General features: G+C 55.8%; 9 protein-coding genes and 1 pseudogene. 6 read left to right on the forward strand and 4 right to left on the reverse strand.

What is annotated here, in order from left to right:
- Positions 1-53: 53 nt before the first annotated feature.
- A complete protein-coding gene (locus tag AC58X1_RS05430) occupies positions 54-2,099 on the forward strand; it encodes a TonB-dependent receptor domain-containing protein (protein ID WP_497428474.1) in 2,046 nt (681 codons plus the stop codon).
- A gap of 343 nt (positions 2,100-2,442) precedes the next feature.
- Entirely contained in the window at positions 2,443-3,135 is a 693-nt protein-coding gene (locus AC58X1_RS05435; RefSeq protein WP_150571863.1) for a YoaK family protein, read from the forward strand.
- Between the two features lie 957 nt (positions 3,136-4,092).
- On the opposite strand, the gene AC58X1_RS05440 is transcribed toward AC58X1_RS05435, so the two are convergent.
- From AC58X1_RS05440 to AC58X1_RS05450, 3 genes are all read right to left on the reverse strand, one after another.
- Positions 4,093-5,454: a CitMHS family transporter gene (locus AC58X1_RS05440; RefSeq protein ID WP_497428475.1), complete on the reverse strand. Its 1,362-nt coding sequence runs from the start codon at positions 5,452-5,454 to the stop codon at positions 4,093-4,095.
- A gap of 76 nt (positions 5,455-5,530) precedes the next feature.
- Positions 5,531-6,235, reverse strand: a complete 705-nt coding sequence (locus tag AC58X1_RS05445; protein WP_101320390.1) for an RraA family protein — start codon at positions 6,233-6,235, stop codon at positions 5,531-5,533.
- 12 nt (positions 6,236-6,247) lie between these two features.
- Complete coding sequence (locus tag AC58X1_RS05450) at positions 6,248-7,129, reverse strand: NAD(P)-dependent oxidoreductase (RefSeq protein ID WP_497428476.1); 882 nt, start codon at positions 7,127-7,129, stop codon at positions 6,248-6,250.
- A gap of 215 nt (positions 7,130-7,344) precedes the next feature.
- Here AC58X1_RS05450 and AC58X1_RS05455 point away from each other — a divergent pair, with 215 nt between their 5' ends.
- The 4 genes and pseudogenes from AC58X1_RS05455 (at position 7,345) to AC58X1_RS05470 (ending at position 12,995) form a co-directional block, all read left to right on the forward strand.
- Positions 7,345-9,303, forward strand: a complete 1,959-nt coding sequence (locus AC58X1_RS05455) for a sigma 54-interacting transcriptional regulator (protein WP_497428477.1) — start codon at positions 7,345-7,347, stop codon at positions 9,301-9,303.
- 972 nt (positions 9,304-10,275) lie between these two features.
- Positions 10,276-10,530: pseudogene (locus tag AC58X1_RS05460) on the forward strand (tyrosine-type recombinase/integrase); the annotation flags it as partial.
- Between the two features lie 295 nt (positions 10,531-10,825).
- Positions 10,826-12,190, forward strand: a complete 1,365-nt coding sequence (locus tag AC58X1_RS05465) for a tyrosine-type recombinase/integrase (protein WP_497428478.1) — start codon at positions 10,826-10,828, stop codon at positions 12,188-12,190.
- A 67-nt stretch (positions 12,191-12,257) separates the two neighbouring features.
- Positions 12,258-12,995: a hypothetical protein gene (locus AC58X1_RS05470; protein WP_497428479.1), complete on the forward strand. Its 738-nt coding sequence runs from the start codon at positions 12,258-12,260 to the stop codon at positions 12,993-12,995.
- Here the strand turns inward: AC58X1_RS05470 and AC58X1_RS05475 are convergent.
- Positions 12,982-14,073 (reverse strand): YagK/YfjJ domain-containing protein, encoded by a 1,092-nt coding sequence (locus AC58X1_RS05475; protein WP_497428480.1) that lies wholly within the window; start codon positions 14,071-14,073, stop codon positions 12,982-12,984. The genes AC58X1_RS05470 and AC58X1_RS05475 overlap by 14 nt on opposite strands.
- Positions 14,074-14,183 lie beyond the last annotated feature (110 nt).

Here is a 14,183-nt window from a genome sequence, read left to right on the forward strand (position 1 = left end):
CCCGATTGCATTCTGCCTCTTGAATCCAACCGATCGACAAGGACTGTTCCACGATGCCACGCCCACCGTTCTGCCGTGCCCTGCTCACCCTGGCGCTGATCGCCGCAAGCCCTGTTCAGGCCGAAGAAACCCTCGAGCTAGAGCCGCTGCCTGCCACTGAACTGCAAGCTTCGTTCGTCACCGCTAGCGGCGGCGGCACTGATGTGCGCGATGCCCCGGCCAGCGTCAGTGTCATCACCCGCGAAGAGATCGAACGCCAGCCGGTGTACGACCTCAACACCCTGCTGCGGCGTATCCCCGGTGTGACCGGCGGCTTTGGCCCGGTGGGCGAGCAATCGAAGATCAAGCTGCGCGGCCTGGACGACAAGTACACGCTGATTCTGGTGGACGGCAAACGCATCGGCAGCTCCGCCGACACCAACTACCGCCGCGACCTGGGCCGCCAGGACATTAACTGGATCTCACCGAACATGATCGAGCGGATCGAGATCGTGCGCGGGCCGATGTCGTCGCTGTACGGCTCGGACGCCATGGGCGGCGTCATCAACATCATCACCCGCAAGGTTTCCCGTGAGTGGAGCGGCTCGCTCCACGCCAACACAACCATCCCGGATGACTCCGACCGCGGCCAGACCAACCAGACCAGCGTCAACCTGTCCGGCCCGATCACCGAATCGCTAGGCCTGCGCCTGGGCGCCAACCTCACCCGGCGGGCGGCCGACGAAGTCGAACCGCGGGTCGATACCCTCGGCGACTTCGTCTACAACGACGGCGCTGGCGGGGCCAAGGACCACAGCGTCAACGCCCTGCTCAACTGGCAAGTCAACGACAACCACCAGCTGTCATTCGAAGCCACCCAAGGCGTGGAGCGCTCCTGGTCGTCGAAAAAGACCTTCGGCGACTGGGACGAAACCATTGGTGAAGGCTTTGGTGCTGCCCGCCTGACCCGAGACAGCTTCATCATCTCGCACAACGCGGACTGGGGCTTTGGCACCTCGCGGATCGACGCCTACCTGAACAAATTCAAGAACGACATCAGCTGGGGCAAGGCCAGCTCCGAGGAAAAGATCGTCGAAGGCAGCCTCAACATCCCGTTCGATCTGCTGATCAACCAGCGCCTCACCGTTGGCGGGCAATGGAAGCGCGAGCAACTGACCAATACCGACACGCTGGGTACCGTCCCCGTCGATTATCAGGGCAAGCCAGTCAGCGGTGCGGACCTTGAGGGCGACTACTCGGCGCTGTTCATCGAAGACGAACTGTTCCTGCTCGACAACCTCTCGCTGACCTTGGGCAACCGCTTCGACCACAGTGACGAATATGGCAACCACAACAGCCCGCGCGCCTACCTTGTCTACCACCCGCACCCGGACTGGACAGTTCGCGGCGGCGTGTCGCGAGGTTTCCGTGCGCCAAGCCTGAAAGAAGGCAGCGCCGGTGCGGCAACCAACTCCGGCGGTCGCGGCTGCACGTCGCTGCGGCCGCTGGGGTACGTCACCGGCGAATGCTGGATGGCCGGCAATCCAAACCTGCGCCCGGAAATCAGCACCAACAAAGAAATCGGCGTGTCCTTTGACCACGGCGGTTGGGAAGCAGGCCTCACCTACTTCCACACCGACTTCAAGGACAAGATCGAATACGCCCCGCTGGGCAACTTCCAGGGCCGTTGGTGGACCATGCTGGAAAACGCCGACAAGGCCCGCACCCGCGGCTGGGAAGGCAGTAGCAAAGTCCCCCTGTGGGAAAATGCCAGCTGGCGCACCAACGCCACCTACATGCTCGAAAGCCGCAACCTGTCGACCGGCCGCGACCTGATCAGCGCGCCGAAACTGTCGCTGTTCAGCGCCATCGACTGGCAGATCAGCGACCGCATCGGCACCGAGCTGTCGGCGCAGCATGTGGGCAAGCAGCGCGGTTTGGGCACTGACTTCGTCAAGTCGTACACCACCTACGACTTGAGCGCCAACTGGGCGGCGACCAACTGGCTGTCACTCAATGCCGGCGTGCAGAACCTGCTCGATGAAGACCCGCGGGATGAGTCGACCAGCTTTTACGTGCCGGGTCGGGCGTACTTTGTCGGGATTACGACTTTCTTCTGAAGCATGCCTGCTTGCAAACAGGTGGATGGCAGCTATACGCGGGTTGACAGACCGAGGATGAGGGAACTCGGCGCACACGAGGTGCCCCACGTACAGCCGCCATAAGCGAGCACGTGATTCACTCATCAGTACAGCCTGTCAAAGCCGGTCGCAGCATTTGCGGCGACGGCATGAGGCTAGATGCGCTGAGGTTGGCCTGTAAGAGCTTAAAGGCGCTGGGAATATGTTTGGGAAATGAACTACAGGGAAGCAGGAAAATCAGCCTTTGGACATGATTTGACGCGGCCTGAAACAGGTTTTATTGTCCGGTAATACGTTGTTTCCAAAAGCCTCTGAGGCACTGATGCTCCCTGACTCAGCATTCTATACAGCACGCGGAAGACGCATAGCTAGGCTGCGTGGCAAAGTTGGGCTGTGCATGGTCGCAGCACTCTCCTTCCTCGCCGGCATGACTGACGCAGTCGGGTTCACCGCAACAGGTGATTTCGTATCCTTCATGAGCGGCAATACCACTCGCCTTGCGGTTTCAATTGGTGAGCGAGACTACAACTCCATCCTCACCATCAGCACTCTGATCGGCGCGTTCATCGCTGGCAATGCCATCGGCGTGATCGTCACGCGCCTGGTCGGCCGCCGCTCCTGGCCGTTGCTGCTCTGTGTAGGCGCCCTGCTCTGCCTGGCGGGTTCGACCCCTATACCGCTGTTCTCGCTGGTGTGCACTGTCATAGCCATGGGCATGATCAATGCCGTGGTCGAGGAAGTGAATGGTTTGCCGATCGGGCTGACTTACGTCACCGGCGCCCTGTCACGCTTCGGCCGCGGGCTTGGCCGGTGGTTGATGGGTGAGCGCAAGCCGGGCTGGCGGGTGCAGCTTGTGCCTTGGATGGGAATGCTGCTGGGAGCAGTTGCCGGCGCGCTGCTGCAGGGGTATCTCGGGATCACGGCTTTTGTAATCAACGGGCTTCTGGTGTTTGCACTCGCCGCGTCCTCGCTAGCCATCCCACGTCGCTGGCAGCGGAACTACATGCCCAGGTAGCTCCAGAGTTTCAACAAGACGATGTTTAACCCGCGGCCTCTACGCCCTATGGCGGGACACGCATCAGAACAGAATGCAGCCCATCACAATTTAGAATTGCTAGGGACACCTGACTCGTTTAATGCTTCCACTATTGAGGCTATAGGAGGAAGCCACATACAGCGTTACCACCTGAGCTCTCTCAGCGAGGAAGCCTTCGCACCTAAAGCCGCATGAAACGTTTGTCGTGAAACAAATGTTCTCATTCCTTACCTTGTAGAGATCACGCGGCCAAGAGCGGCAGTCGTCCTTGCCTCCGAGCGGACATGACATCTGTTCAATTTCGCCAGCAGCCACGATCTCAGAGCCGGGAAGCTGCCTCATGTCCCCGAAAGCAAAGACTTGAGCGCTTGCGAGGCTGATCAACAGCGAAGCGCAAAACCGGATGAAAGATATGCAGTGTCGTTTTTGAATTTGCTCATCAACTTTTGTCATGAAGCTCAGCCGGCCAAGCGCTCATGAACCACATGATTCCTGGAATCATCACGTAGACCCAATACGTGCTTGGGTAAATGCAGATACCGACAGCCCAGACGGCAAGCAACGTTCCGCCCGCTCGCCGACGTCGCCGCGGGGTGAACCACTCCTGAAACGCTTTATGCCTCTCCCGCCAGCCCATGACCACTCTCCTTGTTTGGTAAGCGGAAGGATATCATCCCCCAAGCGATAAGTGCCTCCCCCGCACAGGCGGCGCCTGCATGTCCGCCAGAAGGTGATGACCATGTACGCTTTGGGCCACATTAACCCAGAGGGCACTGGCGCTGTGCATGGTCGCAGCGCTCTCGTTCCTCGTTGCCGGTGCACTGCTGCAGGGCTATCTCGGTATCACCGCTTTTGTGATCAAAAGGTTGTAGGCCAGTCATCGCGGCATAACCACAGCGATGACTGGCTGCACCCAGCACTTGGCTGGCAGGCTGATTAGCCCACGGGCAACTCTCCCGTCACGATCGCGGTAACGATAAAGATGCCGAACAGCGGCAGCGACCATTTGAAGAACTCTTTCTGGTATTGCCCGAAGGTCATCTCGGTCCGGTTCATCAGCAGGAACAACCAGGCTACCGTAGGGCTGGCATAACGCAGCGCCTGCCCCATGAACGAGGCAACACCAATTTCAGTAGGAGTGATGCCGAACTGGTAGGCAATCGGCGCTACTACCGGCAGGATGCCGAAATAATAGGCGTCCACTGGCAATGCGTAGCAGGCGATCGCCCCCAGGAAGGCGAACATCAGGGCGGTATGACTGCCCATTGATTCGGGGATCAGACCCGCGATGCTTTGCGCGACCGCAGCAGCCATGCCACTACCGTTGAAGATGCCGAGAAAACAGCCTGCCGCCATGATGATCGACGCAACTGCGATGGCATCGCCACCGTTGGCAGTGATACGGTCACGTTGCTCGGTGGCGCTGTAGTTCACCGCCAGAGCGATGGCGGTGCCGAGCATGAATACGATTGCCCCACTCGCCCAGCCTGCCAGCAGGGTGACCAGCATGCCGATGGTCAGGGCCAGGTTGAACAGAAACAGTTTAGGCCGCTTGAACTCACGGTCGTTCTCCTCGATCACCGTGACCATTTCCTCAATCTGCTGCGGCGTGACGATGGCCCGCTCGCCCGGTATGAAACCTAGCCGAACGCGCTCCTTGCGCCCCATTAGATAGGCCATGAAAAACACATAAATGAATGACACGCCAAGGATCGGCAAAATTGCCACGAACAGCGTGTTCACCTCCACGTTGAGCACTGCGGCAGCACGCGCCAACGGCCCGCCCCAGGGCAGGCAGTTGCCAAGTCCGCAAGGGAGAATGATGAGCATGGCCAAGTTCGACAACTTCAAGCCCATTTGTCTGTAAAGCGGCAGGAAGGCGCTGGTGATGATCAAGATGGTAGTGGTGCCATCACCATCGAGGGTTACCACAGAAGAAGTGAAGGCCGTGACCAGGATGATCTTCAATGGATCGCCATTGGCCTTGCGGATCAGGTATGTGCATAACGGATCGAACAGACCCACATTCATCATCAGGCTGAAGTAAAGAATTGCGAACAGGATCATCACCGTCGGGTTGACGGTCCCCAGCGACACCTTGCCTTCTGCGTTGACGGTGTAAAACAGGCCTTCCCTTACCCAGGTGACCAGCGTATCGAACGGCACACCGGAGGCCATGCACGCCAGCGCACCGACAATAAGCGAAACGACGATCAGCCCGGTGAAAGGGGAAAGCTTTTGTTTGATAACGAGGATCAGGAACGAAACGATCAACAAATAGCCGAGAGCGGTAAGCATTCGGGCATCTCCCAATTTTATTCTTATAGTGCGGAAACGGTGTATCAGGAGAGCCTCTTGGACTCCCTTGAATGCATCAGCGCCCGATCAGCAGTTCAGTCACCCAGGCCGGCGCGAGCTCTGGCAGCGGCTGACCGTTAGCCCTACGACGGGCGTAATCATCGATGACCTCGCGCCGCTTGGCCTCATAAGCATCCTTTTTCTCCGAAGCCTGCAAGACTTCGAGCAGGCGACCACGAGGAACGACAGTGACACCGTCGTAATCGCCGAAGACCAAGTCGCCTGGAGTGACCTCTATACCGGCACAGTGCACTGGTGCGTTGATCTTGCCGGGGCCCTGCTTGGCCGGGCTACGTTGCATGAATCCCTTGGCGTAGACCGGAATGTCCAGCTCAGCCAGCGGCACTTTGTCACGTACGCAGCCATCGATCACCAGACCGCTGAGGCCAACTGCCTGGGCAGCGCCAGCCATCAGATCACCGATGTAGGCACGACCGCGATAGCCCTTGCCAGCCACCACCAGCACGTACCCTGGCCGGCCTTGGTAAATGGCAACATGGATAGGGAAATTGTCACCGTCTTCGGTATCCACCGTGTAGGCGGTGCCGAGCATGATCTTGCTTTCATCAAGCGGCATCAGATCGCTGTCCATGCAGCCATTACGTGCAATACCAAGGCTTTGCATGCCATCGCAAAGCTGGGCGGGGCTGAGTTTGCGAAAGCGCTCGAGGATGTCCTGCGGGATGGGTTCAGGCAGAGCAAAATACTGTTCAGTGTTCATGATCGACAATCCTCAAGAGTGGCGGGCGAGATGGGCAATGGCGTCGCGATAATTCATGTCGCTGCCACCCGGCCCTAGCAGGCTGGCCCAGTCGCTCAGAGCAAGCTTCTGTAGTTGACCGCGGGTGGCCGTGGACATGGTGGAATCGACACCGGCCGCTTCGAGCGTCGCCACTACATCGTCGAGTTCAGCACCGCGGCGCTTCGCATGGATCAAGGTCCGAGCGGTGAAGGTATTGGCGAGTTGCTCTACCGTTTTGCCGTTCAGTGAGTCAGCCAAGGATTCGACCAAGGTATCAAGCACGCCGAAACGCTCGGCCGCCAGGAAGGATTCCAGAAACAGTTGCGGCAAGCCTTTCATCACCACGCTTTTGAGCATCTTGATGGCCGAAGCAGAGCCGGGCTCGGCGTCCAGCACAGTCAGCCGCATACCGTGCGGCGTGAAAGCCTGCTCAAACGCCTGGGCGGCGCTCCCGGCCAGCAGCATCGGGACACGGTGGGCGTTACCCGGTACGGTACCCATCACCGCGACGTCGCAGAAGTCAACGCCGGCAGCCCGCGGTAATCGATCGATAGCCTGTTTGACAGTGGGAGCTGCCGAGTTCATATCGATGTAGCGCTGCCCGCTCTGGAGCAGCGGCATGATCCGCTCGGCCAGTGCAAGGGCGCTGCTGGCGCTGGTCAAACATGCGATGAAGCGCGCTTCTCGGCAGGCCTCTTCCAGGGTGTCATACAGCGTCACCTGCGCCTGCTCGGCACGTTGTTGAATCAGCGGGCCAGCCTTTGAGTCGTCTCTATAGGCGTCATATGCGCCTATACGCATTCCCCCTTGCTGCCCCAGGCCGCTGGCCAGGTGGAACGCGGCTTCGCCGAAACCGATAAAGATCAGGTCCATGAACACATTGCCTCTTATTGGATTTATTTCCTTGAAGTAGAGCAAGGCATGTGCCACGCGCGGCGACGTCGGCTTCACATAAAATAAAATCTTTTAAGATCAATTAATTAGCGCATGCTCGATCACCTGACCTTTGCCAGGAGGCAACAGAGGGATAACCTGCTCATTGCAGTTAATTTCATTTCCTGAACAACAATGAAATATAAGGAAACCGCATGAAACAGGAGGTCTACTTGGCTGAGCAGCGGATTCCTACAAACGGAATCGCCGTCATCACCCCGTCCACCACCATGACCCGGGTAATGAACAGCATCCTGCGAGCGCGCCAGCTTTCGCTGCCCGTTGTGGAGGCAGCCCAGACCGATGCGATCAAGACTGCTCGGCAGCTGATTGAGGAAGGTGCTGAGGTGCTGATCAGTCGAGGCAAGACCGCAAGCATGCTTCGCGAACACTTTCGCGTGCCGGTCGTGGAGGTCAGGCATACCTTTTTCGATTGCATCAATGCTTATGAAAAGGCTTCACGCCTGTCATCGAAAATTGCCTTTTTGGCCACCTCAGAGGGCTACGCAAGAATCCTGGAAAAGTCCCGTCCATTCTTGCCCGATGCTTCAATCTGCTTTATCGACCCTCTGAGCAGCTTGCAAAACACCGACTCGGTACTCGACAATCTGCAGACGCAGGGTATCGAAGTAGCCATAGGTGGACTGTCACTCGAGGAACCGGTGAAATCGCGGGGCATGCACTATGTCATGTCCGATACCGACAGTGACGCAGCAGCAGAAGCGATCGACGAGGCCTTGCACCTTTTGCAGGTGCAGGAGGAAAGAAGACAGCAGCGACAGGAACTGCAACACCGATACGAGATGATCCAGTCGATTCTGGATTGCGTGTCTGAAGGCATCTTCAGCGTCGATGGTTCGGGAGTGGTAACCAGGATGAATAATGTCGCCCGAACCTACTTGAGTGCAGTCACCTGCGGAGACGCCGTTACCCAACTACCGCTAAGCAATTACTTCACTCAGGCGCTCCGCCATGGCAAACCAGTGCGTGGCGCGTTGATCGACATAGGCCGACTTTCGCTGACACTGAGCATTGCCCCCATCGTGCTTGAGGGAGAGATAATCGGCGCCGTCGCCACCCTGCAAAACCAGACGGATATCAAAGCGATCGAGCAGAAGATGCGTCGCGCGTTGGCAGGCCGCCACCTGGCCGAAAGCAGCTTCGACGACATCATCGGCAACAGCGCCGCCTTGCTGAAAGCCAAGGCCCTGGCTGCGACCTATGCAGGGGTGGACAGCACCCTGATGATTGAAGGTGAAACCGGCACCGGCAAAGAGTTGTTCGCGCAGAGTATCCACAATGCCTCACCACGCCGCAGCGGTCCCTTCGTGGCCATCAACTGTGCAGCCTTCGCGCCCAGCGTCCTGGAGAGCGAGTTATTCGGCTACGTGAAGGGCGCATTCACTGGAGCGGCGGCGGAGGGCCGGGCAGGAGTGTTCGAGCTCGCCCATACCGGCACTCTGTTTCTAGACGAAATCAGCGAAACCTCTACGGACATCCAGTTAAAGCTACTTCGAACTCTGCAGGAGCGGAAAGTGATTCGTTTGGGGGACGACAAGGTCACGCCGGTGGATATCCGCATTATCACCGCGAGCAACAAACCGCTGCCGGCGTTGATTGCCCAAGGGCTGTTCCGTGAGGACTTCTACTACCGGATCTGCGTGCTGAGGCTCAGGTTGCCTCCTCTGCGCGAGCGTCGAGAGGACATCCCTGCCCTAGCCCGCCACATTCTCAAAGGTAGCGCCAGCGACGTACTGAAAAGCACGCCAAAGCTTATCGCCAGGCTTTGCGATCACCACTGGCCAGGTAATGTACGACAGCTAGGCAACATCGTCGAACGCCTTAGCGTGATGAGTAAGTGCAGCATGTTGCTTCCGGACTGGCTGGACGAGGCGCTTGACGATCTTTCGCCGGCAGCCATCAATCCTGCTGGTGAAAGTGTGTCAAAGCTGCCGAACGAGCGAGACATTTTATTCGCCGCACTGACCAATGCTGGTGGCAACCGAAGAATCGCAGCCGAGCATCTGGGCATCAGCACCACCACGCTGTGGCGCAGGATGAAGAAATTCCTGGATCAGGATCCAGGCTGCTTCGATGCAGCCCGATACTCCTGATGCTTCCTGCATTGGGAGCGAATTCGGCGGATCAATCTAAATCACCCGCAGGACGTTAACCTTGAACACACTCCTGTAGCCACTGACAAACGCAAGCCATTCGGCGTCCGTCCAGTTGGACCTGCGCTTGACCTGCCGCAAGTCATGACGGCTTGCTGTCATTGCGGTGAAGCGTTTACCGCTGCGGCTGTGGAGCTGGCCAGCATGGAGTCAGCCCTCCTCCAGGAGTATCGCTGACCATCGGTCTTTGAAATGCAAAAAGCCCAGCGCGGTGCTGGGCTCTGTCGACTTAATCCAAAGGATCAGATGATCACTTAAGCCCCAATACGGAGATTATTCCCAGGGATGCTTTTGATATATGTAACGTTTTACAGTGGGTGAACCTGACAAATCCGGCGGCCCTTGCCTATTCACGCTCCGAAAGGGCGGATTCTGTACGTAACGGGCGCGATCCTCTGAACGATTTTTATCGGGTTGATCTTGTTGATCACCTTGATAGTTATCTTTATCAGCCGGCATGCTCACCAGCCTATCACTATCGATCCCATATCTATCTCTGGACATACGCACCTCTCAACGCTCAGAAATTCTGAGCTAAATCGAGTATGCGCCTATTCAAAATATGGAATTTTTCTATTAGACCGCCGGGCCAACTGAAAGCGGAAGGTATGGCCTGTCGCACATCCAGCGTGGATGAAAGGCCAGTATCGCGCCACTACAGCGCCGTCGTAGCGTTGCGCCTCCCAATGAACCGCCGCGGTTCGTTGCCGGAAAGCCCATGGACTGGAGCAATTTAGAAGATAAGGAATGCCTGCAAATCCCGACAAACAATTTGCCCCTACATCATCGTTCACCACCATTTACGATGAGCTCAAGGCCATTGGCTCTGGATACGCACTGGTCCTGGAACTAGTGACCGGGAAGAAGCTGAGCAGTGCCTGATCCACAAGCTTGAGAGGCTGCGCAGCGAGGCAACACTTGCGCCCAGCTTGCCCTGGTTTCGCTTCAATCAGGATTCACGACCTGAAGCATACCTTCGGCAGACGCCTGAAGGCAGCTGGCGTGACAGAGGAAGATCGGAAGTCGCTGCTTGGCCACAAGAACGGGAGCGTGACCAGTCACTACTCCGGCGCTGAGCTGGGGCAGTTGATAGAGGCGGCATACAAGGTGTCAGCAACGGACTCGCGTGGTCCAGTGCTGACGATTCTGAAAAGGAGGATTGGATGATAAAAAAGGCGAAGTCACTCGAAATGTCACTGGGCCTACAAATGAAAAAGCCACCCGAAGGTGGCTAAGTCATTGGGATTATTTGGTCGGGACGGAGTGATTCGAACACTCTACCCCTTGCACCCCATAAAGGTAATAAGCCATCCAAAGCGATTCTACCCAGCCTAATGAATCGCGCTCAATACATGGATTTTACTGGCCTGCACGGCTTTTTCCATCCAAAATAGCTCCATCGGATTCCGTCAAATCCAGTCTCAATTGGCAACCAATTGGCAACGGGAAAACTAGACAGACGATGGCCAAAATCACAGACCGGCAAATGACAGCCAAACCGGGCAGCAGCGACAAATGGCTCAGTGAAGTAGCCATCTGGGGGCATGGCAGTCTGGTAGCACGTATTACTCCAAGGGGGGAGCGCCTCTTCTACTTCCGTTATTCCAACAGTAGCGGAGAACGCATCACCTACCCCATCGGCACCTATAGCCGCGACGGCCAGGAAGGAACCATGACCCTTGCTGAGGCGGGCCAGCGAGCGAAGGAGCTCGCTGGCTTGCACAAGGCCGGGATTCGGGATATCCGCGAGCACTTTGAAGCCGAGGAAGCCACACGCATTGCTGCCCGGGAGGCTGAGCTGGCTCGCCTAGCAGCGGAGAAAGCTGCGATTGAAGCAGAACAGGCTCAACAGGCCTCAAGGAAAAGCGTTACCGAGTTGTTCGAACACTGGGCCAAGATCGACCTAATTAACCGAAAGGATGGCGGGGCCGAGGTGCGTAGGATGTTTGAGAAGGACGTTCTACCGTTTCTAGGCAAGATGGCAGTAGCCGATGTTAAGAAGGGTCACATCACCGAAGTAACCGACGCCCTTCTCGCTCGCGGCGTCAATCGCATGGCCAAGCTGATCTTCAGCCTAATGCGACAGATGTTCCGGTTTGCAGTGGATAGAGATCTGATTGAGCACGACCCGACCGCCAGCATCCGCAAGGCCAAGATCGGTGGCAAGGTTGTCGAGCGGGACCGAGTGTTAAGCGATGATGAAATCCGTGCCCTGGCCAAACTTGCCTCGGAAGCCGGCCTGCTTTCCTCCACCGAAGCAGCGATCTGGATTGCCCTCTCCACCTGCTGCCGTATTGGTGAGTTGCTCAACACGCGCTGGGAGCACGTAGATCTCACCAAAGGCATCTGGCTAATACCAGCGGAGAACAGCAAAAACGGCAAGGCCCATAATGTCACGCTCTCGTCATTTGCCATCCATCAGTTCGAGAAGCTCAAAATACTGAATAGTCACTCCAAATGGTGTTATCCGAACACCGATGACAGCGGCCCAGTTTGTTCGAAAACGGTGACGAAGCAACTTGGAGATAGGCAACGCCAGCCGAGCCAAGGCGTGATGAGCAACCGTAGCGCCAAAGCCCAGGCACTCCTCCTGCCAGGAGGAAAATGGACTCCTCACGATTTGAGGCGAACGGGCGCAACAATCATGACGGCACAGGGCGTACTGCCAGAGGTAGCTGAGCGCTGCCTTAATCACACAGAAGAAAATAAGGTTAAGCGTACCTACCAGCGTCACAGTTACACAAAGGAAATGGCGGAGGCCTGGCAGAAGCTCGGCACACACCTGGAGCTGCTAATGCCCCACTTACCTCCGCTACAAAGGGAATAGCAACTATTATTTAGCCCACCAAACCCAGCAAGCAGAAAAATATACATAGCCGCAGCAAGGAAAGAGCATGCCTAGCTTTGACCCTAAAATTGAGAGCCACGCCTTAAAAACCACAATTGATAAGGCACTAGACAGGCTGACTTTACTCTTCCACCAGTTTGAATCGAGCTTTGATCTTCCAAGACATATGACTGGCATCCATCAGGCCATTATCAGCGGCGCGATTAATGCCGAAACAATTGAGCAAGAGCAAGACAACCGTATATTCCAGCGTGAAAGTCTAGCCCCCTATAAAAGCCATTTCCGGCATGCCTGCATTTACACAGAACTGGCGAAGATTAGCTACGCAGAGCGTAATGACAACACCGCCGGGTCTTTTATTGCCCAAGCCAACCATCAAATAGGATTAGCCATCGGAACTTTGAGCACCTACCCAGGCGTAGATATAAAAGACGTGCGCAGCAAGCAGGCAAGAAACGCTGCTCGAACAAGGCATTCACAGCATGCCCCAGAGCAAAGTGAAATTGTCAAACTACTCTCCGACCCTCCTTCCAGCGGATGGAAGAACGAGAAGGAAGCATATAAGGCCATCATCGAACCCCTTAATAGCATCACCCAGCAGAGCCTAAAGACTCTAGGCGGACAAAGATTCAAACTCGTTGAGTCTCAAAAGCTTGAATCTGCAGTTAAGCGTTGGCTCAAATACAACCCCAAGAAAGCAGAACAAGGCGAACCGCAGGGCATGGTTCGCCTAGCTTATGAAGCACACTCGCAAGAACGATTGACAAACCCTAATAACCATTGACGGATGGGAGGAGCAGACCACTCCTACGCGGCCTACCGCGACGCACCTCAAATGCTTTAGGACGTATGCCCTTCCCAAAACATCTGACTCCAGGCACCGACAGCTTGAAGTACTCATCGAGCTTGGTCATGTATATGACAATGCGCCGCAACCCTTCTCGTGCTCGCTGATCAGCATAACCGACCATCCCAATCCCGCAATACTCATACCCTTCTTTGAATGCATTGCAGTTGTAATATGTTCCACGCCCGTCGGTAACTACAGAATGCCAATGTTCACCAATCATCCGAGCCAGAGTGACATCTTGCCGAACTTTCCCTCCATCAAAAAAAAGGAGTAAATGGTAGTGCAGTCCCTTACGCTTGCCCTTTTCAAATTTCCACGCATATCCCAGTAGAGGCCCAAAGACATTCGCCTTCAGATCCTTCAGCAATCTACTACGATGCTGGCACACATCCATCACAGTGACACCACCAGCTCCGCGAAAAGATTCCAAGTAGCTCAGATCCACTCTCAGCACCAGCATGCGAGCATGGAATTTGAATAAATCGTTCACATACGAGTTCAGCTCCCTGTAATTCTCCACTACAGAGCGCCGATAACTCTTCAATCTCGCTTTGAACGAACTACTCTTGATCTCACGCCTGATATCCTCCACACAGGAGTTGAGAATTTTTACAGCCTCCTCTACAAGACTACCCCACACATTTTCAATTCTACCTATAACCTTCCGGAGACCGTACCTATTGACGCATGAACAAAATACTTCGAAATATGGATTAAGACGATAGTCCTGATCAACTGCCACCTCAAAATAATCTTTACCGATATACCTGACAAAATTCCGACCTACCGATGTCGCCTTGAGAGTATCCCCATACATCGCTTCCCTCTCTACCGAGAATAGATCTTCATCTGAGGCGATTATCTCACGCATCAGCGGACCAATCTTTAGAATCAGACCAACTCTGGCGTTATATTCAACACCAGGCACGCCAGCCCCATGTTCATTTCGAGCACAACCCTCCCCAACAAAGAGCCTCTCCACAATTAATTTGTCTTCTTCTACTGGAGTCACATAGATACCCCATTCCGTTCGACAGCGACTCTCACAAGAGCCACTGCAACAATTGATAAAATCCACTCTCTAAACACATATCCAATATCGATAAGCAGATATTTACTTGT

Source organism: Pseudomonas sp. PGPR N4, from assembly GCF_059693665.1.

What these genes read in the sequence shown, in the direction of transcription:
- AC58X1_RS05430 (WP_497428474.1), top strand. Translation starts at nt 54, where the DNA reads ATGCCACGCCCACCGTTCTGCCGTGCCCTGCTCACCCTGGCGCTGATC.
- AC58X1_RS05435 (WP_150571863.1), top strand. Translation starts at nt 2,443, where the DNA reads ATGCTCCCTGACTCAGCATTCTATACAGCACGCGGAAGACGCATAGCT.
- AC58X1_RS05440 (WP_497428475.1), bottom strand. Translation starts at nt 5,454, where the DNA reads ATGCTTACCGCTCTCGGCTATTTGTTGATCGTTTCGTTCCTGATCCTC.
- AC58X1_RS05445 (WP_101320390.1), bottom strand. Translation starts at nt 6,235, where the DNA reads ATGAACACTGAACAGTATTTTGCTCTGCCTGAACCCATCCCGCAGGAC.
- AC58X1_RS05450 (WP_497428476.1), bottom strand. Translation starts at nt 7,129, where the DNA reads ATGGACCTGATCTTTATCGGTTTCGGCGAAGCCGCGTTCCACCTGGCC.
- AC58X1_RS05455 (WP_497428477.1), top strand. Translation starts at nt 7,345, where the DNA reads ATGAAACAGGAGGTCTACTTGGCTGAGCAGCGGATTCCTACAAACGGA.
- AC58X1_RS05465 (WP_497428478.1), top strand. Translation starts at nt 10,826, where the DNA reads ATGGCCAAAATCACAGACCGGCAAATGACAGCCAAACCGGGCAGCAGC.
- AC58X1_RS05470 (WP_497428479.1), top strand. Translation starts at nt 12,258, where the DNA reads ATGCCTAGCTTTGACCCTAAAATTGAGAGCCACGCCTTAAAAACCACA.